Origin of the sequence: Pantoea sp. SJZ147 (genome assembly GCF_007828605.1) — a bacterium.
Classification (GTDB): Bacteria; Pseudomonadota; Gammaproteobacteria; order Enterobacterales; family Enterobacteriaceae; genus Pantoea; species Pantoea allii.
Window position 1 is genome coordinate 69,751 of sequence record NZ_VIVB01000017.1, and the last position, 21,179, is coordinate 90,929.

A 21,179-nucleotide genomic window follows, 5' to 3' on the forward strand; every position below is an offset into this window, starting at 1 on the left:
GGAGGAAATATGGATCACCGTTTACTCGAAATCGTTGCCTGCCCGGTTTGCAATGGCAAGCTGTACTACAACAACGAACAGCAAGAACTGATCTGCAAGCCGGATGCGCTGGCTTTCCCTGTGCGCGATGGCATTCCGGTTCTCCTGGAAAATGAAGCCCGTACCTTATCGGTTGAAGAGATCCATCCATGAGTTTTATTGCCATCATTCCTGCTCGTTATGCCTCAACCCGTTTACCCGGTAAACCCTTGGTCGATATTCATGGCAAGACGATGGTGGTACATGTGATGGAGCGCGCACGAGAATCCGGTGCCAGCCGGGTGATCGTGGCGACCGACCACCCTGATGTAGCCAGCGCTGTCGAAGCGGCAGGGGGCGAAGTCTGCATGACGCGCGCCGACCATCATTCAGGCACGGAACGTCTTGCCGAGGTGATTGAGAAGTATCAGTTTGCAGACGATCAAATTATCGTCAATGTTCAGGGCGATGAGCCCATGATCCCGGCGGAAATCGTGCATCAGGTAGCGACCAACCTGGCGCATTCTGAAGCAGGTATGGCGACGCTGGCCGTGCCGATTACCGATGCGGAAGAAGCATTTAATCCCAATGCCGTTAAAGTCGTTATGGATGCAAAAGGCTACGCGCTGTATTTCTCACGCGCGACCATTCCCTGGGACCGTGAGCGCTACGCCGAATCGCGCGATCGGATCGGCGATACGCTGTTACGTCACATTGGCATTTACGCCTACCGCGCAGGGTTTATTCGTCGTTACGTAGGCTGGGCACCTTGTCCACTTGAGCAGATCGAACTTCTCGAGCAACTCCGCGTGCTGTGGTATGGCGAAAAGATTCATGTCGCGGTAGCAAAAACGGTACCGGGCGTTGGCGTCGATACGCCAGAGGATCTGATCCGCGTTCGTGCTGCCATGCACGGCTGAGTCGAGCCGTCGCGCTTTACCCCTCGCGGCGCTTGCCTGAGGATGCACCCGTCCAGATATGGCCCCAAACAGAAAACCATGGTTGAGTGATACGCGCGTTATTGGGCGTATCACTCAGCATGTTTACGGGCCAGTGTCCTCAGCAGAGGTTTTAAAGCGCTGTAACAGGCTGCCCAGCGTTTCATAGATAGCGCGCTCGCTGTGGCCCATCCACAGAGGAGAAGGGAAAGCACGCTCCCACCAGTTTAACGGGGAGGTAATCGCCAGTTGGTTAGCCGGCGCGGGCGTCGGGTCGAGTCCTGCCTGCTGGAAAAAACGCATGGCACGCGGCATATGATTCGCTGATGTGACCAACAGGAAGGGTTGATGACCGATCAGGGCGCTGACCGCCTGGGCTTCCTGCGCAGTATCTTTGGGCTGATCCAATGTATGGATATGTGATGAAGGTACGCCAAGGCTTTCGGCGACCTGTGCGGCCACCCACGCATTACTTTTGGGGTTATGCCCTGCAGCGGCACCGGTAAATATCATTGTTGCCTGCGGGTTACGCCGCCACTGGCGCACGCCTTCTGTCACCCGGGGCAAACTGTTATTCAACAAGTTTGAACTGGGTGCCCATGCAGAGTTATAGGTATAACCTCCGCCCAGTACCACGATGTAATCCACTTTCTGGCTGCCATTCCAGGTCGGATAGTGCGACTCCACCGGCAGCAGCAGGCGGTCTGCAACGGGTTGTAGGCTAATCAGCAATAACACCAGCCAGCTGGTTGAGATGATTATTTTGCCGCTTTTCTGCCAGCGACTGAACCAAAGCAGTAAAATGCCCACTGCCATAAGCAAAAGCAGAAAAGGCAGGGGAAGTAATACGTTACCCACTGCCTTTTTCAGCATAAAAAACATTTAAAAAACCTCTTGTTGTCCGAAAAAACAGCAGCCAGAGCACAAGAATGGGATGAAAGCTTCATTCTTACTGTACCTGTGACAAAATAGCATATGTTTCACCGCAGCATACCGGAGTCCACGCCATGCAGGATCGTAACTTTGACGATCTCGCGGATAAATTTTCGCAAAATATTTACGGCACAACCAAAGGCCAGGTGCGTCAGGCCATCCTGTGGGATGAGCTGGAAACGATTCTTCCCAGCCTGTCCTCCTCTTCCCTGAGCGTGCTGGATGCGGGCGGCGGTATAGGGCAAATTTCCAGCGGGCTGGCGGCGCGGGGCCATCAGGTCGTGCTGTGCGATCTGTCAGGTGAAATGTTACGCCGCGCGCAGGAAAATGCCCAGGCGTTGGGTGTGAGCCACCACATGCAATTCAAACAAATTAGCGCGCAGCAGGTCGGTGAACATTTGGTTAAGCCGGTGGATCTGGTATTGTTTCACGCTGTGCTTGAGTGGGTTGCTGAACCTGAAGCCGTGTTAAAAGCCTTGTTTGATACACTGCGGCCCGGCGGCGTGCTGTCGTTGATGTTTTACAACCTGCATGGTTTAACATTACGCACCCTGACGTTGGGTAATTTTGGTTATCTGCGTACCAACTTAACCAAACGCAAGAAGCGCACGCTGTCACCGGATTATCCTCGCGATCCCGATGATGTGTATCGCTGGCTGGAAGCCTGTGGTTTCCAGATTGAACGGCGTGCCGGGATTCGTGTATTCAGTGATTATATGAAGCCGCCTAAAGGCGAGCCAAAGAGTGACGACGAAATTATTGAGATGGAGCGGCGCTTTTGCCGCCAGGAACCCTTTTTAAGCTTAGGGCGTTACATCCACGTGACCGCGCGCAAACCCGGGCAGAAGGACGAATTATGAGTGAATTTTCCCAGACGGTACCGGAACTGGTATCCTGGGCGCGCAAGAATGACTTCTCCCTTGCGCTGCCAGTTGAACGTCTGGCTTTTTTGCTGGCTATCGCCACGCTAAACGGCGAGCGCATGGACGGAGAGATGAGCGAAGGTGATCTGATTGATGCGTTTCGTCACGTCAGCAAAGCCTTTGAGCAAACCAGTGAAACCGTCCTGGTGCGTGCCAACAACGCCATCAACGATATGGTGCGTCAGCGCTTGTTAAACCGCTTTACCAGTGAGTTAACCGAGGGCAATGCCATTTATCGCCTGACGCCGTTGGCCATTGGCATCACTGATTACTATATCCGCCAGCGTGAGTTCTCCACGCTGCGCCTGTCTATGCAACTTTCCATTGTTGCTGCGGAACTGAAGCGTGCCGCGGATGCCGCTCAGGAAAATGGCGACGAATTTCACTGGCACCGCAACGTATTCGCGCCGCTGAAATACTCGGTGGCCGAAATCTTCGACAGTATTGATATGACACAGCGCCTGATGGATGAGCAACAGCAGGCGGTGAAATCCGATATTGCTGAACTGCTGAACAAAGACTGGCGAGCCGCAATTTCAAGCTGTGAAATGTTGCTGTCGGAAACCTCAGGTACACTGCGCGAGCTGCAGGATACGCTTGAGGCGGCGGGCGATAAGCTGCAGGAAAATCTGCTGCGTATTCAGGATGCGACGCTGGATAGCCCGGATCTGGGCTTCGTCGATAAACTGGTCTTCGATTTGCAAAGCAAACTCGACCGCATTACCAGTTGGGGGCAGCAGGCCATCGACCTGTGGATTGGCTACGATCGCCACGTCCACAAATTTATTCGTACTGCCATCGATATGGACAAAAACCGCGTTTTTGCTCAGCGGTTGCGGGTTTCCGTACAGAACTATTTTGATGCGCCCTGGGCGTTGACCTATGCCAACGCCGAACGTCTTTACGATATGCGTGATGACGAGTTGACGCTGCGTAACGACGAAGTCATGGGCGAACTGCCTGCCGAGCTGGAATTTGAAGAATTTAATGAAATTCGCGAGCAGCTGGCGGCCATGATTGAAGAAGCCTTAGAGAGTTACAAAACGCAGCAAAAACCGCTCAACCTCGCCGTGGTAATGCGCGACTATCTGGCCCAATACCCACGCGCGCGTCACTTTGACCTTGCGCGCATCGTAGTGGATCAGGCGGTGCGACTCGGCGTAGCGGAAGCCGATTTAGCCGGTTTGCCTGTGGAATGGCAAGCCATTAATGATTACGGAGCCAAGGTGCAGGCACATGTCATCGACAAATATTGAACAAGTGATGCCGGTTAAACTGGCACAGGCACTGGCAAATCCGATTTTTCCGGCGCTGGACAGTCAACTGCGTGCCGGACGCCACATTGGCATTGAAGAGCTGGATAACCACGCTTTTCTGATGGATTACCAGCAGTATCTGGAAGAGTTTTATACGCGCTATAACGTTGAGCTGATCCGCGCGCCAGAGGGATTCTTCTATCTGCGTCCACGCTCAACCACGTTGATTCCTCGCTCTGTCCTGTCTGAGCTGGATATGATGGTCGGTAAAATCCTGTGCTATCTCTATCTCAGCCCGGAACGTCTGGCGAACGAAGGTATTTTTACCCAGCAGGAGCTGTATGACGAGCTGCTGTCCCTGGCTGATGAAAGCAAACTGCTGAAGCTGGTTAACCAGCGCTCAACCGGCTCGGATCTCGATCGTGCCAAGCTGCAGGAAAAAATGCGGGCTTCCTTAAGCCGCCTGCGTCGTCTTGGTATGGTGTGGTTCTTTGGCAATGACAGCAGCAAGTTTCGTATTATCGAGTCTGTTTTTCGCTTTGGTGCCGATGTGCGCAGCGGTGATGATCCGCGGGAAGCGCAGTTGCGCCTGATTCGTGACGGCGAGGCAATGTTGCTGGACAACGCAACGGCCACGACTGAGGCGGAAGACAGTGAAGAGAATGACAGCGATGCGGGTGATATCGCGGAGGAAGAACAGGCATGATTGAACGCGGCAAATTTCGTTCGCTAACGCTGATCAACTGGAACGGTTTTTTTGCCCGAACCTTTGATCTTGATGAACTGGTCACCACGCTGTCGGGTGGGAACGGGGCAGGTAAGTCAACCACCATGGCGGCCTTTGTCACGGCGCTGATTCCTGACTTAACCTTGTTGCACTTCCGTAACACTACCGAAGCCGGCGCCACCTCGGGTTCACGCGATAAAGGCCTGCACGGTAAACTTCGCGCCGGCGTCTGCTATGCCATGCTGGACGTGGTCAATTCCCGTCATCAACGCGTTGTCGTGGGTGTCAGACTGCAGCAGATCGCCGGACGTGATAAGAAGGTCGATATCAAGCCTTTCAGTATTCATGGGCTGCCCACGGATACGCTGCCTACCGACATGCTCACGGAAATCCTCAACAGCCGTCAGGCACGTGTTTTACCGCTTAACGAGGTAAAAGAACGCGTTGAGGCACTGGAAGGCGTCCAGTTCCGTCAGTACAGCTCGGTCACCGACTATCATGCCATGATGTTTGATCTCGGTGTCGTGCCGCGTCGCCTGCGTTCAGCCAGCGATCGCAGCAAGTTTTATCGCCTGATCGAAGCGTCACTTTACGGCGGTATCTCCAGTGCGATTACCCGCTCTCTGCGCGACTACCTGTTGCCGGAAAACAGCGGCGTGCGCAAAGCGTTTCAGGATATGGAAGCGGCACTGCGCGAAAACCGCATGACGCTGGAAGCCATCCGCGTGACGCAGTCCGATCGTGACCTGTTCAAGCATCTGATTTCTGAAGCCACCAGCTACGTTTCGGCAGACTACATGCGTCACGCCAATGAGCGACGCATTCATCTTGATAGCGCCTTACAACTGCGCAATGAGCTGTTCAGCAGCCGCAAACAGCTGGCCTCTGAACAGTTCCGTCATGTGGAAATGGCGCGCGAGCTGGCCGAACACAGCGGGGCGGAAAGCGATCTCGAAATCGATTATCAGGCAGCCAGCGATCACCTGAATCTGGTGCAAACGGCGATGCGCCAGCAAGAGAAGATTACCCGGTATGACAGCGATATCGAGGATCTAACGCTGCGTCTGGAAGAGCAGAGCGAAGTGGTCGCCGAAGCGCGTGAAATCCAGGAAGAAAATGAGGCCCGTGCTGAGGCGGCCGAACTGGAAGTCGATGAGCTGAAAAGCCAGCTGGCCGATTTTCAGCAGGCGCTGGATGTGCAACAAACCCGGGCGATCCAGTACCAACAGGCGTTACAGGCGCTGGAACGTGCGCGATCGCTGTGCCAGCTGCCGGATCTGAATATTGAAAATGCTGCCGAATGGCAGGCCAGCTTCCAGGCGAAAGAAGAAGAAGCCACGGGGCAACTGTTGCATCTTGAGCAGAAGCTGAGCGTAGCGGAAGCGGCTCACAGCCAGTTTGAGCAGGCGTTGTCGCTGGTCACCAGCATTGCCGGTGACGTCAGCCGCAAAGAGGCGTGGCAAGTCGGCCGCGATCTGCTGCGCGATGCCAGCAATCAGCGTCACCATGCCGATCAACTTTCGTCACTGCGTCTGCGCCTGAATGAGCTTGAACAGCGCCTGCGCGAACAACAGGAAGCCGAACGTCTGCTGGCAGAGTTCTGTAAACGTCAGGGCCAGCATTACGAGCCTGATGCGTTGGAAGGGTTGCAGCGTGAACTCGAAGCGCAAATCGAGCAGCTCAACAGCAGCGTGGCTGACGCGGGCGAACAGCGCATGATGATGCGCCAGGAACTTGAGCAGCTGCGCGAACGCATCACGTCGCTGACCGCGCGCGCGCCGCACTGGCTGGCAGCACAAGAAATCCTGACTCAGCTCAGTGAGCAAACCGGTCAGGAACTGGCCAGCAGCCAGGACGTGACCGAGTACATGCAGCAGTTGCTGGAACGCGAGCGTGAAACCACCGTTGAACGTGACGAAGTGGCGGCGCGCAAACGTGAAATTGAGCAGCAAATTGAACGTCTCAGCCAACCGGGCGGTGCCGAAGATCCTCGCCTGAATCAGCTTGCCGAACGGTTTGGCGGCGTACTGCTGTCAGAAATTTATGATGACGTGACGCTGAACGATGCACCTTACTTCTCCGCGCTGTATGGCCCGTCGCGCCACGCTATTGTGGTGCCCGACCTGTCGCTGGTGCGTGAGCAACTGGATGGCTTAGAAGAGTGCCCGGAAGATCTGTACCTGATCGAAGGGGACCCCCAGTCGTTCGATGACAGCGTGTTCAGCGTAGACGAGCTACAAAACGCGGTCGTAGTGAAAGTCGCCGAGCGTCAGTGGCGCTATTCCCGCTTCCCAAAAATTCCTTTATTTGGTCGGGCGGCACGCGAAAACCAACTCGAGCTACTTAACAATGAGCGCGATCGCCTGGCGGAACGCTATGCCACGTTATCTTTTGACGTTCAGAAGACGCAACGTTTACACCAGTCTTTCAGCCGCTTTATCGGCAGTCACCTTGCGGTGGCCTTTGATGACGATCCTGAAGCGCAAATCCGTCAGCTCGGCGCCCGTCGCGGTGAGCTGGAACGTGCGCTCAATCAACATGAAAGCAACAATCAGCAGCAGCGTCAGCAGTTTGAGCTGGCGAAAGAGGGCGTTGCACAGCTTAACCGCCTGTTGCCGCGCATTAACCTGTTGCTGGATGAAACCCTGGCGGATCGTTGTGAAGAGATTCGCGAGCAGGTCGAAGAGGCGCAAGAGGCCGCACGTTTCCTGCATTTACATGGGACGAAACTGGCCAAACTTGAGCCGATGATTGCGGTACTGCAAAGCGATCCTGAACAGCACGAACAGCTGCAGGCGGATTACCAGCAGGCGCAGCAACAGCAGCGCAATGCGCGTCAGCAGGCGTTTGCCCTGACGGAAGTGGTACAGCGCCGGGCGCATTTTAGCTATGACGACTCGGCTGGCATGCTGGGCGGCAACAACGACCTGAGCGATAAACTACGGCAGCGCCTGGAGCAGGCCGAAGCCGAACGGAGTCGCACGCGTGAACGCCTGCGCGCGCATCAGTCGCAGCTGACGCAGTATTCGCAGGTGCTGGCATCGTTAAAAAGTGCTTATGATGCCAAGCGCGACATGCTGAAAGAGCTGCAGCAGGAAATGCAGGACATTGGGGTTCAGGCCGATGCCAGTGCGGAAGAACGCGCGCGAATCCGCCGTGACGAGCTTTATACGGCGCTGAGCCACAACCGCGCCCGCCGCAATCAGCTGGAGAAACAGCTCACCTTCTGCGAAGCAGAGATGGACAACCTGCAGAAAAAGCTGCGCCAGCTTGAACGTAACTATCACCAGAACCGTGAACAGGTGGTCAGCGCCAAAGCGGGCTGGTGCCTGGTACTGCGTCTGGTTAAAGACAACGGGGTGGAACGCCGTCTGCATCGCCGTGAACTGGCTTATCTCAGTGGCGATGAACTGCGATCCATGTCGGATAAGGCGCTGGGCGCACTGCGCCTGGCGGTTGCGGATAACGAACATCTGCGCGACGTGCTGCGTTTGTCTGAAGATCCTAAACGTCCGGAACGTAAGATTCAGTTTTTCATCGCCGTGTATCAACATCTGCGCGAACGTATCCGTCAGGATATTATTCGCACCGACGATCCGGTTGAAGCCATCGAACAGATGGAGATTGAACTCAATCGTCTGACGGAGGAGTTGACGGCCCGTGAGCAAACTCTGGCGATCAGTTCACGCAGCGTGGCGAACATTATTCGTAAAACGATCCAGCGTGAACAGAACCGTATTCGTCAGCTGAACCAGGGGTTACAAACCGTTAGCTTTGGTCAGGTGCGCAGCGTCCGGCTTAACGTTAACGTGCGGGAAACCCACGCGATGCTGCTGGATACGTTGTCTGAAGAGCATGAACAGCATCAGGATCTGTTTAACAGCAACCGACTCACGTTCTCGGAAGCGCTGGCGAAGCTCTATCAACGTCTGAATCCACATATTGATATGGGCCAGCGCACGCCGCAGACCATTGGTGAAGAGCTGCTGGACTACCGTAATTACCTGGAGATGGAAGTCGAGGTCAATCGTGGTTCGGACGGCTGGCTGCGCGCAGAAAGTGGTGCGCTGTCTACCGGTGAGGCGATTGGTACCGGGATGTCGATTCTGGTTATGGTCGTTCAGAGCTGGGAAGAGGAATCACGCCGCCTGCGCGGTAAAGATATTTCACCTTGCCGTCTGCTGTTCCTGGATGAAGCCGCTCGTCTGGATGCACGCTCTATCGCGACGCTGTTTGAACTCTGTGAGCGTCTGGAGATGCAGCTGGTTATTGCGGCACCAGAGAACATCAGCCCGGAGAAGGGCACCACTTATAAACTGATGCGTAAAGTATTTAATAATACCGAGCACGTTCACGTGGTGGGATTACGCGGATTCGCCGCCGATCCGCTGCCTGCGAAACGCAGTAGCGAAGCCGATCCAGCAAGCGAAACCACGACATAATATTCATGATGCAGAGATAGTCAAAAACAGCGCCATTGGTTAATCTGGTAACGGCATTTGTCACAGGAGGCAAATGCCGTTTTTATTCGTATACTCAATAATATGGGTAACAGCCCGATCGCAGCCGTTTCCTGACATGCTGCGCGGTAGATCAATGAAGGGGGCAGGGATGTTACTGAATAAAAGCTTAAAAATTCATCAGGTTAGTTCGTGGCTTGCGCTGGCACTAACGCTGATTCCTTGTGCCATGGCTCAGGCCGCTATCATCGCTGCCATGCCGGGCACGCAAATGACGCATGCAGCCCTGTCCGTCAGCGAGAGCCAGCAGAAGATCCGACAGGCTTTTTCAGGCGATAACCAGCCTTTTTATGGCGCTTCACTGGCTGCCCTGTATGCCGCGCGAAATATGCAGCCGATCTGGCAAGATCCTGACGCCGTGCAAAAGTTTCAGCAGCAGCTGGCGGAGGTTGCGCTTTCCGGCGTCCAGCCGCAGTTTACCCGCTGGGTCGATCGCCTGACCGATCCGACGATTAAAGATTTCGCCCGCGACGTAACGCTGTCCGATGCGATGCTGGGCTATTTGCAGTTTGTGTCAACGGTGCCTGTTCAGGGGGAAACCTGGCTGTACAGCACCGTCCCTTACAAGCTGGCGGTACCGTCGGTGTCCGTGATTAACGCATGGCAGAATGCGGTGAATGCGGGCAGTTCGCTGGCCTTTGTCAATTCACTGGTGCCGCAGCATCCGCAGTATCCCTTGATGCACAAGGCGCTGAAGAGTCTGCTTGAAGATAAACAGCCCTGGCCGCAAATTAAAAATCGTGACACCTTACGACCTGGACAGGTCAGTGACGATGTGCCGGCCTTACGCGAAATATTACGCCGCAGCGGTATGTTAAGCGCTCAGGTTGCCGTACCTGCGCCCAACGAGGACGTCGTTCCCACCGCGCCCGTTCCTGCCAGCCACAGCGAGCAGCCTGTCGCCGTGAGTCCTTCGGCAGTGACGGTTAATGATATACCCGCCATCACGCCCGATGTTTCAGGCAATGTGCAAAATGCCCCCTCGGCACCGGGCGGTGTGAACGTCTATGATGACAACCTGGTGGCGGCGGTAAAACGCTTTCAGCAGTGGCAGGGGCTTGACGCCGATGGGGCGATTGGCCTGCGCACACGTGAATGGCTGAATGTCTCACCCCAGCAGCGTGCTGCCTTACTGGCGTTGAATATTCAGCGCCTGCGCCTGCTGCCGGATGATATGCACAACGGCATTATGGTTAACATCCCCAACTACTCGCTGAACTATTACAACAACGGCACAAAAGTTCTGTCCTCCCGGGTTATCGTGGGCCGGCCAGATCGTAAAACGCCGTTGATGCGAAGCGCACTGAATAATGTGGTGCTGAATCCGCCGTGGAATGTGCCGACCAACCTGGTGCGTCAGGACATTATTCCTAAAGTGAAACAGGACCCCACCTATCTGTATAAGCACGGTTATACCCTGCTGTCTGGCTGGAGTGCCGATTCTGAAGTCATCGATCCCAGCATGATTGACTGGAGCATGGTGTCCGCGTCTTCTTTCCCTTACCGCATACGTCAGGCACCGGGGCAAACCAACTCGCTGGGTCGCTATAAGTTTAATATGCCAAGCTCGGATGCGATTTATCTGCATGACACGCCGAACCACAACCTGTTCCAGCGCGATATTCGTGCGCTAAGCTCGGGCTGCGTGCGCGTCAATAAAGCCTCAGAACTGGCGGGTATTCTGTTGCAGGATGTCGGCTGGAACGATGCCCGTATCTCTGACACGCTTAAGCAGGGAGACACGCGCTATGTGCCTATTCGCCATCGCATCCCGGTTAACCTGTATTATTTAACGGCCTGGGTCGCGGATGACGGTAAAACGCAGTTCCGTACAGATATTTACAATTATGATAATACGGCGCGTTCAGCCAGCCAGGTCTTAAGCCGTGCGCAACAGTTGTTGCTCTAATGGTTGATTTTTAATCGTTAGTCGCACGGCCTCTGCATGATTCAGTCCTGTCATTAAGGCGGCTTTATCTGGAGCCGCCTTCCAAACTTGCCCATAATGGGTTGACGTGCTAGCGCCAGGAAGTTATGGTTCCGCCAGTACGTTTTTTGCACATGTCTTTGACTCTGTTTTCAGGTAAACCGCTCCATGTCTACAATCGATTCTTTACGTCGCAAACTGCTGCTTTGCGGAAGTGCCGCTGCCGGTCTGGCCTTACTGCCAGAGACCGCGATGGCTTCACTCTCCACTTCACGTCCACGGATTTTAACGCTCAATAATCTTCACACTGGCGAAACCCTTAAAACTGAATTTTTTAACGGTAAAAGTTACGACAAAAGTGAATTGTCACGCCTGAACCACTTTTTCCGCGACTACCGTGCCAATAAAACAAAAAGTATCGATCCCCATCTGTTTGATCAGCTCTATCGCCTTCAGGCGCTGTTAGAAACGCGCAAACCCGTTCAGCTCGTCTCCGGCTATCGCTCACTGGCGACGAACAATATGCTGCGGGAATCGGGACCTGGTGTGGCAAAACACAGTTACCACACCAAAGGCCAGGCGATGGATTTTCATATTGAAGGGGTGACGTTGGCGAATGTTCGCAAAGCCGCATTAAAAATGCGAGCCGGTGGTGTAGGATATTACCCCAGCAGCAACTTTGTACATATTGATACCGGTCCCGTCAGGCACTGGTAGTAACGTCGGCAACGCTGCGGGTGCCGACCATGGAGCGTTATGAACTATCACATTATCCCCGTCACCGCCTTTGCGCAGAATTGTTCGGTTATCTGGTGTGAAACCACGCGTGAATCCGCCCTTGTGGACCCCGGTGGCGATGCTGAGACCATCAAGCAAACGCTGGCACAGCTTGAGGTAAAGCCCGCACAGATCCTGCTTACGCACGGTCATCTCGATCACGTTGGGGCGGCGGCGGAACTGGCTGCATTCTGGAAGGTGCCGCTGGTCGGTCCGCAAAAGCAGGATGCATTCTGGCTGGAATCATTACCCACGCAAAGCCAAATGTTTGGTCTTGAGTACTGCGCGCCACTGACGCCGGATCGCTGGCTGGAGGAAGGTGACACTGTTCAGGTCGGCCAGGTCACGCTTGACGTACTGCACTGCCCGGGACATACGCCAGGCCACATTGTATTTTTTGATGCCAAAGGTCGCTTACTGATTTCGGGTGATGTGATTTTTAGCGGTGGTGTAGGGCGCACTGATTTCCCGCAGGGCAATCATCAGCATCTCATCGATGCGATAAAAAATAAGCTGCTGCCGCTAGGCGACGATGTCACGTTTTTACCCGGTCACGGTCCTGTGTCAACGCTGGGACGTGAACGTCTGACCAATCCTTTCCTGCAATAAAAAATGGGCCAGAGCGGCCCATTTTTTATGCGGTATCAGCCTAAAGTACGGCGACAATTGCCTCACACAGTGCAGACATATTATCTGGCGTCATACCGGCAACGTTCACGCGGCCCGAATTAACGGCATAAACCCCAAACTCCTCGCGCAGGCGGATAACCTGATCTTTGGTCAGTCCGCTGAATGAGAACATCCCATTCTGCTTGATGATAAAGCTGAAGTCCTGCTGTGCGCCTTTATCCGCCAGCGTGTTAACAAACAGCTGACGCATGCGCTGGATACGCTGACGCATATCAGACAGCTCTTGCTGCCAGATAGTACGCAGCGCGTCATTACCCAGGATGGTGGCAACGACGGCGGCACCGTGTGACGGAGGATTGGAGTAGTTAGCGCGAATGGTGTATTTCACCTGGCTAAACGCGGTCTCGACCGTCGCGGCGTCGCTTGCAACCAATGTAATTGCACCAACACGTTCGTTATACAGGCCAAAGTTCTTGGAATAAGAACTGGCGACAATCAGTTCCTGATGGCTGGCAGCAAAAATGCGCAGCCCTTCCGCATCCTCTTCCAGACCACGGGCAAAGCCCTGGTAGGCGAAGTCGAACAGGGGCAACCAGCCGTTGGCCTGGGAGAGCTGTGCCAGCTGTTGCCACTGCTCTGCTGTTGGATCAATACCGGTCGGGTTATGGCAGCAGCCGTGGAACAGCACCACATCACCAGCTTTCACCTCTTTCAGCGAGGCCAGCATGCCATCAAAGTCCAGCGTATGGTTAGCCGCGTCGTAATACTGGTATTCGCACACCTCAAGCCCGGCAGCATTGAACACATTTTTGTGGTTAGGCCAGCTCGGGTTGCTCACCCACACGCGCTTAACGGCGGTCTGGGTGGACAGGAAATCTGCGGCGACGCGCAGTGCACCCGTACCGCCCGGCGTCTGCGCCGTACGGGCTCTGCCCGACGCGATCAGGGCGTTGCCTTTGCCAAATAACAATTCCTGCGTGCAATGCGCGAAATCCGGCAGACCGTCAATGCTCAGGTAATTTTTACTGGTTTCGTTTTCAAGCAGGTACTGTTCTGCTTTTTTAACGCTGGTGAGCACCGGCGTTTTCCCGGTTTCATCTTTATAAACACCAATACCAAGATTGATTTTATTTGGGCGGTCGTCGGCACGGTAGAGATCGGCCAGGCCAAGGATAGGATCAGCGGGTGCAGCAGAGATCGATTCAAACATGAGTCGGGTCCAGTAGCGTGAACTTTAGCAAATGAACCATCAGGTTAACGTCAGCACGGCGAAATGCCAACCGTTTGCGATAAAATTCATCGTCTGTGCGCCAGAATTACCCGTTCTTATGTTGTTGGGGGGAAATAACCGGGGAGAGGGCAAGAAAACGGCATTAAAAACGGAGCCGAAGCTCCGTTTTTTGTACTGCATCAACAAACTTAGAACTGGTAAACCAGACCAACACCAACTACGTCATCATCAGGCAGACCAAGTGGGTTGTTTTTGTCCAGCTGGTTGATTTTGTAGTCAACGTAGGTGGCCATGTTTTTGTTGAAGTAGTAAGTTGCGCCCACATCGAAGTATTTGTAGATATCAGCATCGCCGATACCTTCGATGTCTTTGCCTTTAGACTGAACGTAGGCCAGAGATGGACGCAGACCGAAGTCGAACTGATACTGAGCTACCAGCTCGATTTCTTGAGTTTTGTTAGCATAAGCGTTGCCGCTAATTACTGTATTATTGACGTTAAAAGTTCCGCTGATTGGCGTAGAGTTACGGGTTTCACCGTACATTGCTGCCAGGTAAACGTTGTTAGCGTCATATTTCAGAGCAGTTGCCCAGTTTTCTGCACGCTTACCAGCACCAACGCCAGCACCTTGAGAGGTTACAACGTTGTTATTACTGACTGAACCGTTAGCCTGGCTATTAGTACGATCGCTGCTGCTGTAAGCACCTACGATACCGACTCCGATCGGAGAGGTGTACGAGGTTGAAATACCGTAGCCATCACCATTCGCACGGCGAGGATCGGTACGATCATTTTTACCCTGATACTGAAGCGCAAAGTTCCAGCCATCTACCAGACCAAAGAAGTTGGTGTTACGGTAGGTCAGCAGACCGCTGCTACGACCGTTCATAAAGTTGTCTGAGTAACCTGAGTCGCCACCGAATACTGGCAACATATCGGTCCAGCCGATTGCGTCATAAACCACACCGTAGTTACGGCCGTAGTCGATTGAACCTGCATCACCGAATTTCAGACCGGCAAAGCCCAGACGGGTTTTGTTACCGCTTTGCGCGTCAGAACCTTCAGAGTTATTGCCCTGAATGTTGTATTCCCACTGACCGTAACCGGTCATCTGGTCATTAATCTTGGTTTCGCCTTTAAAGCCGAAGCGAATATAAGTCTGATCGCCGTCATCACCTGCGTTATCAGAGAACTGGTGACGCGCATCCACTTTACCGTACAGGTCCAGCTTGTTGCCGTCTTTGTTATAAACTTCTGCTGCGTTAGCTGCGCCAGCGGCGAGCAGAGCAGGGATAACCACTGCCAGAATGTTGCGCTTCATCATTATTTATTACCCTCATTGGAGTTATTTGGACACCTGCCACTGCCGTCAAGAAAACTTTACGTGAACCTTGAAAGAAGTTTGGTGTCTCCTGTGTCTGCACGCATCTTTCCATCCCCCATCGGGTAATTCTACTGCGAAAATGCTACAAAAGTCGTAATCTTGTTTCAAATATAAAATATGTATTACAAAATGTAAAAATAACGGAACTTTGTGAGACATATCAAAATTTACAAAAATAAAAAAAGGCCGGCGATGCCGACCTCTTTATATATATGAATTTCTTATATTTAATGCTGAAAATCAGAAGCTCGCGTTGCGAGGCGTGCGTGGGAAGGGGATAACATCTCTTACATTTTGTACGCCGGTGACATAGGCGATTAAACGTTCGAAACCTAATCCAAAACCTGAATGTGGCACGGTGCCATAGCGACGCAGATCGCGATACCACCAGTAATCTTCTTTTTTCAGGCCCATCTCTTCCAGACGCGCATCAAGCACATCCAGACGCTCTTCACGCTGAGAACCCCCGATGATTTCACCGATGCCCGGCGCTAACACATCCATCGCGGCCACGGTTTTACCGTCGTCGTTCAGGCGCATATAGAACGCCTTGATATCTTTCGGATAGTTTTTAACCACCACCGGCGCTTTGAAATGCTTCTCGGCAAGATAACGTTCATGTTCAGAGGACAGATCGATGCCCCATGACACAGGGTTCTCAAAGGTCTGACCGCAGTTCATCAGGATATCGACGGCATCGGTATAATCGACCTGGGCGAAATCGGTAGTAACAAAACGCTCCAGGCGATTAATCGCATCCTTGTCTACGCGTTCGGCAAAAAACGCCATATCGTCCGCACGCTCATTCAGAACGGCCTGGAAGACATACTTCAGCATGGCTTCCGCCAGGGCTGCCGCATCGTCTAATGAGGCGAAAGCGATTTCCGGTTCCAGCATCCAGAATTCTGCCAGATGGCGGCTGGTGTTGGAGTTTTCCGCGCGGAAAGTCGGGCCAAAGGTGTAGATTTTCGACAGGGCACTGGCGTAGGTTTCACCGTTTAACTGACCGGACACCGTCAGGAAGGCTTCTTTACCGAAGAAATCCTCGGAGTAGTCGACTTTACCCTGATCGTTGCGCGGTAAGTTTTCCATGTCCAGGGTTGAGACGCGGAACATCTCACCGGCTCCTTCGGTATCGGAGGCGGTAATAAGCGGCGTGGAGACCCAGAAGTAACCGTTCTCATGGAAGAAGCGATGCAGCGCCTGTGCCAGCGTGTGACGCACCCGGGCTACAGCGCCAATCAGGTTGGTACGCGGACGCAGGTGCGCGACTTCACGCAGGTATTCAATACTGTGGCGTTTTGCCGCCATCGGGTAGCTGTCGGGATCTTCTACCCAGCCCACCACTTCCAGTTTTGTCGCCTGGATTTCGAATGCCTGACCCTGACCCGGCGACGCAACCACCTTACCGGTGACAATGACGGAACAGCCAGTGGTCAGGTGCAGCACTTCGTCCTGATAATTATTCAGAGAATTATTGACGACAGCCTGAACGGGATTAAAGCAGGAGCCGTCATAGACAGCGATAAAGGAAAGACCGGCTTTGGAATCTCTTCGGGTACGCACCCAACCACGTACGGTGACGTCACTGTCAACCGCGACGCGACCGTGCAGTACATCCGCTACAGGCACTACGCTCATAAATATCTCTCTATATAGAAGAAGTGTGTGAATGAATTCCCCAGACTGGGGTGTAGCTATGTTACTTGTGAGTCAACAGGAAACAAGCAAAATTCAGGGGAATATCAGATTTAATGCCGGGAAGGCGGGGCGCGTTAACGCCCCGATAACAAAGAGGCTAGCTGGCTTTTTTAACCAGCGGCAGGTCAAAGGCTTTTCGCAGGGCTTTAACGAACGCTTTGTCCTGACAGATCGTTTTGCCTGGGCTGTCAGAGAGCTTAGCGACCGGCTTGCCATTACATTGCACCAGCTTGATCACGATATTGAGTGGCGTAACACCGGGAATGTCGCAGGTCAGGCGCGTGCCGATGCCGAATACAACGTTGGTACGCTGGCCAAAGTGACGATAGAGCGCCAGCGATTTCTCCAGGTTGAGATTATCCGAAAACACGAGCGTTTTCGTGAGCGGATCGATACCCAACTGCTGATAGTGCGCCAGGGCTTTCTCGCCCCACTCAACCGGGTCACCTGAGTCGTGGCGCAGTCCCTGATAACGCCGGGCGAAGACCGGACCGAAATCGCGCAGGAAGGCATCCATGGCAATACAGTCGGTCAAAGCAATGCCCAGCTTGTCATCATATTCATCCAGCCAGGCCTGTAAGGCCGCGCGCTGGCTGTTCGCCAGCACCGGGCTGATTTGTTGAAAAGCCTGAAACCACTCGTGAGCCTGAGTACCTACTGGCGTAAGTTCAAGGCGGCGTGCCAGATCATAGTTACTGGTGCCCATCAGCCACGGAAAATCCTGTTTCAGGGTGCTGACAATCGATTCCTGCACGTCCTGTGAATAACGGCGTCGGGTGCCAAAATCCATCAATCGGAAACGTGACATATCGGTGTCAGCCACCTGGGTTTGAAACCTGTCCAGTTTCTGATGCAGAAATTCCACGGCCTGCTGGCTGCTGATGGCGGGTGTGCGGTGACGGTGAACCACTTCGCTGATCAGCGCCAGCAGTGGGACTTCCCACAGGATGACTTCCCGCCAGGGGCCCTGGATGCGGATAGCCAGCTTGCCATGGTGATTCTGGACTTCGACCTGTTGTGGGTCGTAGCGAAAGTTTCGCAGCCAGCTAAGGTAGTCATCAGCAAAAAAGGGCAGGTCAGATAACCAGGCATATTCAGCCTCGGTGAGTGCCAGCGCCTGCATGGCATCTATTGCCGCACGGATCTCGTCAGCATAAAAACCCAGCAGCTCGTCGCTACGGCAGCGGAACTCCGCGGCCACCGTGACATCATGGTAACGGTGGAATACGGCTTGCTGCATATGAAGCTTATAAGCATCCGTATCCAGCAGCGAAGTCAGTATCGGGGAAGCATGTCCTGTCATGGCGCGTTTCAGCATCCTGTTCGGTGGCGCAGAGCCCGGTGTGTTTAACGTCGTAAAAGACGCAAAAGTATAAATCACTAACAGAGAGCGATCACAGCATATTTGAGGATAGCGAGTCGAGGACGAAATGTGTCATTGTTAACAAATTGTAGCCATTTTATCTGATACATGCATTGTGCATGCTAAGCTCGGCGCATCATGCTTAGACGTTTGACGAGTAATGCTTATACTTTTACTTTAGCGACGAATGCGTAGACTTTGACGAATAACTACTACATGCGAGACGGAATATGACGCAGCAGCCACAAATAAAATATCGACACGATTATCGTGCGCCGGACTACACCATCACCGATATCGATTTAACCTTTGAACTGGATGAAACGACGACGCGGGTGACGGCGGTGAGTCAGGTTAAACGTCAGGGAGACCACCAGGCTGAACTGCGTCTGGACGGCGAAGATCTGACGCTGGTGTCGCTGGAAGTCAATGGTCAGGCCTGGACGGCCTGGCATGAAGACGCGGGTTCGCTGGTATTAAGTCAGTTACCGGACAGCTTCACGCTTAAAATCGTCAATGATATCCATCCTGACCGTAACAGCGCCCTTGAAGGGCTCTACAAATCCGGTGAAGCGCTCTGCACCCAATGTGAAGCCGAAGGTTTCCGGCATATTACCTGGTATCTGGATCGCCCCGACGTGCTGGCGCGCTTTACCACTACCATTATCGCTGACGGCAGCCGTTATCCCTACCTGCTGTCAAACGGCAACCGCATTGACAGTGGTAAAGATGACCAAGGCCGTAACTGGGTAAAGTGGCAGGATCCTTTCCCTAAACCGTGCTATCTGTTTGCGCTGGTGGCAGGTGACTTTGATGTGCTGCGTGACAGCTTTACCACGCGTTCTGGTCGCAATGTTGCGCTGGAGATCTTTGTCGATCGCGGCAATCTGGATCGTGCCGACTGGGCGATGACCTCCCTGAAGAACAGCATGAAGTGGGATGAGGAGCGCTTTGGCCTGGAGTATGACCTCGACATCTTTATGATTGTTGCCGTGGACTTCTTCAACATGGGCGCGATGGAGAATAAAGGCCTGAACGTTTTCAACTCCAAATACGTGCTGGCAAAAGCCGAAACTGCCACCGATAAAGATTATCTGGGGATTGAAGCGGTCATTGGTCATGAGTATTTCCATAACTGGACCGGCAACCGCGTAACCTGTCGCGACTGGTTCCAACTGAGCCTGAAAGAGGGCCTGACCGTCTTTCGCGATCAGGAGTTCAGCTCCGACCTCGGATCGCGTGCGGTTAACCGCATAGATAACGTGCGCATCATGCGCGGCGCGCAGTTTGCCGAGGACGCCAGCCCAATGGCGCATCCGATCCGCCCGGATCAGGTGATCGAAATGAACAATTTCTACACCTTAACGGTGTATGAAAAAGGCTCTGAAGTGATCCGTATGCTGCACACCTTGCTGGGTGAAGAGAATTTCCAGAAAGGGATGCAGCTGTATTTCGAACGCCACGACGGCAGCGCAGCCACCTGCGATGATTTTGTTCAGGCTATGGAAGACGCTTCTAATATCGATCTCTCTCAGTTCCGTCGCTGGTACAGTCAGTCGGGCACGCCAACGCTGTCGGTGCGCGATGACTACAACCCGGAACTGGAACAGTACACGCTTCATGTTACCCAGCACACGCCGCCGACGGCCGAGCAGAAAGAGAAGTTGCCACTGCATATCCCGCTGGATATCGAACTCTATGACGGGCAGGGTAAGGTGATTCCGCTTCAGCGTGACGGCCATCCGGTGCATAACGTGTTGAACGTAACGGAAGAGTTCCAGACCTTTGTTTTCGATAACGTCTATTTCCAGCCAGTGCCGTCACTGCTGCGTGAGTTTTCCGCGCCGGTGAAGCTCGATTATAAGTGGAGCGATGCGCAACTGACTTTCCTGATGCGCCATGCACGCAACGACTTTTCACGCTGGGATGCCGCACAAAGCCTGTTAGCCACTTACCTGCGCCTCAACGTGGCGCGTCATCAGCAAGGCCAGCATCTGTCATTGCCACTGCATGTCGCAGACGCCTTCCGCACGGTGTTGCTGGATGCCGACAGCGATCCGGCGCTCACCGCCCTGATTTTATCGCTGCCAAGTGAAAACGAAATCGCCGAACTGTTTGAAATTATCGATCCGCAGGCCATTGCGCTGGTGCGTGAGGCGCTGGTGCGTACGCTGGCCCGTGAGTTGGCCGATGAGTTCTTTGCCGTTTACCATGCGAATCAGCAGGCCGAATACCACGTAGATCATGCAGACATTGGTAAACGTTCGCTGAAGAATATCTGTCTTTACTATCTGGCCTTTGGGGACATGGATCTGGCGAATAAACTGGTGCAGGCGCAATACCAGCATGCCAATAACATGACGGACTCCCTGGCTGCACTCACTGCTGCGGTGGCGGCACAGTTACCGTGCCGTGATGCGTTGTTAGCGGACTATGATGAGCGCTGGCACAAGGATGGCCTGGTGATGGACAAATGGTTTGTCTTACAGGCTACCAGCCCGGCGCAAAATGCGTTACTCAACGTGCGTCGTTTACTGTCGCACCGTTCCTTCAGTATGGGTAACCCCAACCGTATTCGCTCGTTGATTGGTGCGTTTGCTTCAGGTAATCCCTCGGCGTTCCATGCCGAAGATGGCAGTGGTTATCGCTTCCTGGTGGAGATGTTGACGGATCTTAATACCCGCAATCCGCAGGTGGCCTCGCGTATGATTGAGCCATTAATTCGTCTGAAACGTTATGACGCTAACCGCCAGGCGCTGATGCGTCAGGCGCTGGAGCAGTTGCAAGGTCTGGATAAACTGTCTGGCGATCTGTACGAGAAAATTACCAAGGCACTGAACGCCTGATAAAAAA

Annotated in this window: 15 protein-coding genes; 10 read left to right on the top strand and 5 right to left on the bottom strand. The window is 53.7% G+C overall.

Annotation, left to right across the window (positions count from 1 at the left end):
• Positions 1–9 precede the first annotated feature (9 nt).
• Both FBY13_RS21360 and kdsB read left to right on the top strand, forming a co-directional pair.
• A complete protein-coding gene (locus FBY13_RS21360; protein WP_013025246.1) occupies positions 10–192 on the top strand; it encodes a Trm112 family protein in 183 nt (60 codons plus the stop codon).
• On the top strand, positions 189–938 hold the full coding sequence (kdsB, locus tag FBY13_RS21365; protein ID WP_096012230.1) for a 3-deoxy-manno-octulosonate cytidylyltransferase: 750 nt from the start codon (positions 189–191) through the stop codon (positions 936–938). Before FBY13_RS21360 ends, kdsB begins: the two co-directional genes overlap by 4 nt.
• Before the next feature lie 123 nt (positions 939–1,061).
• On the opposite strand, the gene elyC is transcribed toward kdsB, so the two are convergent.
• The gene (gene elyC, locus FBY13_RS21370) at positions 1,062–1,838 is read right to left on the bottom strand and encodes an envelope biogenesis factor ElyC (protein ID WP_096012231.1); all 777 of its coding nucleotides are present in this window, start codon (positions 1,836–1,838) and stop codon (positions 1,062–1,064) included.
• Between the two features lie 125 nt (positions 1,839–1,963).
• Here elyC and cmoM point away from each other — a divergent pair, with 125 nt between their 5' ends.
• The 7 genes from cmoM (at position 1,964) to FBY13_RS21405 (ending at position 12,628) form a co-directional block, all read left to right on the top strand.
• Positions 1,964–2,749: a tRNA uridine 5-oxyacetic acid(34) methyltransferase CmoM gene (gene cmoM / locus FBY13_RS21375; RefSeq protein ID WP_063878954.1), complete on the top strand. Its 786-nt coding sequence runs from the start codon at positions 1,964–1,966 to the stop codon at positions 2,747–2,749.
• Entirely contained in the window at positions 2,746–4,068 is a 1,323-nt protein-coding gene (gene mukF, locus FBY13_RS21380; RefSeq protein WP_063878955.1) for a chromosome partition protein MukF, read from the top strand. Before cmoM ends, mukF begins: the two co-directional genes overlap by 4 nt.
• A complete protein-coding gene (gene mukE, locus FBY13_RS21385) occupies positions 4,049–4,774 on the top strand; it encodes a chromosome partition protein MukE (RefSeq protein WP_063878956.1) in 726 nt (241 codons plus the stop codon). The genes mukF and mukE overlap by 20 nt, the downstream gene beginning before the upstream one ends.
• Positions 4,771–9,237 carry a chromosome partition protein MukB gene (mukB, locus tag FBY13_RS21390; RefSeq protein ID WP_063878957.1) on the top strand — a complete coding sequence of 1,489 codons (4,467 nt, stop codon included), beginning with the start codon at positions 4,771–4,773 and terminating at the stop codon, positions 9,235–9,237. The genes mukE and mukB overlap by 4 nt, the downstream gene beginning before the upstream one ends.
• Positions 9,238–9,406: 169 nt before the next feature.
• On the top strand, positions 9,407–11,224 hold the full coding sequence (gene ldtD / locus FBY13_RS21395) for a L,D-transpeptidase (RefSeq protein WP_145395093.1): 1,818 nt from the start codon (positions 9,407–9,409) through the stop codon (positions 11,222–11,224).
• Between the two features lie 186 nt (positions 11,225–11,410).
• Positions 11,411–11,959, top strand: a complete 549-nt coding sequence (locus FBY13_RS21400; protein WP_013025254.1) for a YcbK family protein — start codon at positions 11,411–11,413, stop codon at positions 11,957–11,959.
• A gap of 39 nt (positions 11,960–11,998) precedes the next feature.
• Positions 11,999–12,628 carry an MBL fold metallo-hydrolase gene (locus FBY13_RS21405; RefSeq protein ID WP_096012234.1) on the top strand — a complete coding sequence of 210 codons (630 nt, stop codon included), beginning with the start codon at positions 11,999–12,001 and terminating at the stop codon, positions 12,626–12,628.
• A 40-nt stretch (positions 12,629–12,668) separates the two neighbouring features.
• On the opposite strand, the gene FBY13_RS21410 is transcribed toward FBY13_RS21405, so the two are convergent.
• The 4 genes from FBY13_RS21410 to pncB all read right to left on the bottom strand — a co-directional run bounded on the left by FBY13_RS21410 (position 12,669) and on the right by pncB (position 18,266).
• Positions 12,669–13,859, bottom strand: coding sequence for an amino acid aminotransferase (locus FBY13_RS21410; protein WP_145395094.1), 1,191 nt, complete (start codon positions 13,857–13,859; stop codon positions 12,669–12,671).
• Between the two features lie 209 nt (positions 13,860–14,068).
• Positions 14,069–15,202 (bottom strand): porin OmpF, encoded by a 1,134-nt coding sequence (ompF, locus tag FBY13_RS21415; protein WP_304621934.1) that lies wholly within the window; start codon positions 15,200–15,202, stop codon positions 14,069–14,071.
• A 300-nt stretch (positions 15,203–15,502) separates the two neighbouring features.
• Positions 15,503–16,903, bottom strand: a complete 1,401-nt coding sequence (asnS, locus tag FBY13_RS21420) for an asparagine--tRNA ligase (protein WP_063878962.1) — start codon at positions 16,901–16,903, stop codon at positions 15,503–15,505.
• Positions 16,904–17,060: 157 nt separating this feature from the next.
• The gene (gene pncB, locus FBY13_RS21425) at positions 17,061–18,266 is read right to left on the bottom strand and encodes a nicotinate phosphoribosyltransferase (protein ID WP_145395095.1); all 1,206 of its coding nucleotides are present in this window, start codon (positions 18,264–18,266) and stop codon (positions 17,061–17,063) included.
• 290 nt (positions 18,267–18,556) lie between these two features.
• Between pncB and pepN the strand changes: the two genes are divergently transcribed.
• Positions 18,557–21,172: an aminopeptidase N gene (gene pepN, locus FBY13_RS21430; RefSeq protein WP_063878963.1), complete on the top strand. Its 2,616-nt coding sequence runs from the start codon at positions 18,557–18,559 to the stop codon at positions 21,170–21,172.
• The last annotated feature ends 7 nt before the right edge of the window (positions 21,173–21,179 follow it).

What these genes read in the sequence shown, in the direction of transcription:
- ompF (WP_304621934.1), bottom strand. Translation starts at nt 15,202, where the DNA reads ATGATGAAGCGCAACATTCTGGCAGTGGTTATCCCTGCTCTGCTCGCC.
- FBY13_RS21400 (WP_013025254.1), top strand. Translation starts at nt 11,411, where the DNA reads ATGTCTACAATCGATTCTTTACGTCGCAAACTGCTGCTTTGCGGAAGT.
- cmoM (WP_063878954.1), top strand. Translation starts at nt 1,964, where the DNA reads ATGCAGGATCGTAACTTTGACGATCTCGCGGATAAATTTTCGCAAAAT.
- pncB (WP_145395095.1), bottom strand. Translation starts at nt 18,266, where the DNA reads ATGACAGGACATGCTTCCCCGATACTGACTTCGCTGCTGGATACGGAT.
- kdsB (WP_096012230.1), top strand. Translation starts at nt 189, where the DNA reads ATGAGTTTTATTGCCATCATTCCTGCTCGTTATGCCTCAACCCGTTTA.
- FBY13_RS21410 (WP_145395094.1), bottom strand. Translation starts at nt 13,859, where the DNA reads ATGTTTGAATCGATCTCTGCTGCACCCGCTGATCCTATCCTTGGCCTG.
- FBY13_RS21360 (WP_013025246.1), top strand. Translation starts at nt 10, where the DNA reads ATGGATCACCGTTTACTCGAAATCGTTGCCTGCCCGGTTTGCAATGGC.
- FBY13_RS21405 (WP_096012234.1), top strand. Translation starts at nt 11,999, where the DNA reads ATGAACTATCACATTATCCCCGTCACCGCCTTTGCGCAGAATTGTTCG.
- mukB (WP_063878957.1), top strand. Translation starts at nt 4,771, where the DNA reads ATGATTGAACGCGGCAAATTTCGTTCGCTAACGCTGATCAACTGGAAC.
- mukF (WP_063878955.1), top strand. Translation starts at nt 2,746, where the DNA reads ATGAGTGAATTTTCCCAGACGGTACCGGAACTGGTATCCTGGGCGCGC.
- mukE (WP_063878956.1), top strand. Translation starts at nt 4,049, where the DNA reads ATGTCATCGACAAATATTGAACAAGTGATGCCGGTTAAACTGGCACAG.
- elyC (WP_096012231.1), bottom strand. Translation starts at nt 1,838, where the DNA reads ATGTTTTTTATGCTGAAAAAGGCAGTGGGTAACGTATTACTTCCCCTG.
- ldtD (WP_145395093.1), top strand. Translation starts at nt 9,407, where the DNA reads ATGTTACTGAATAAAAGCTTAAAAATTCATCAGGTTAGTTCGTGGCTT.
- asnS (WP_063878962.1), bottom strand. Translation starts at nt 16,903, where the DNA reads ATGAGCGTAGTGCCTGTAGCGGATGTACTGCACGGTCGCGTCGCGGTT.
- pepN (WP_063878963.1), top strand. Translation starts at nt 18,557, where the DNA reads ATGACGCAGCAGCCACAAATAAAATATCGACACGATTATCGTGCGCCG.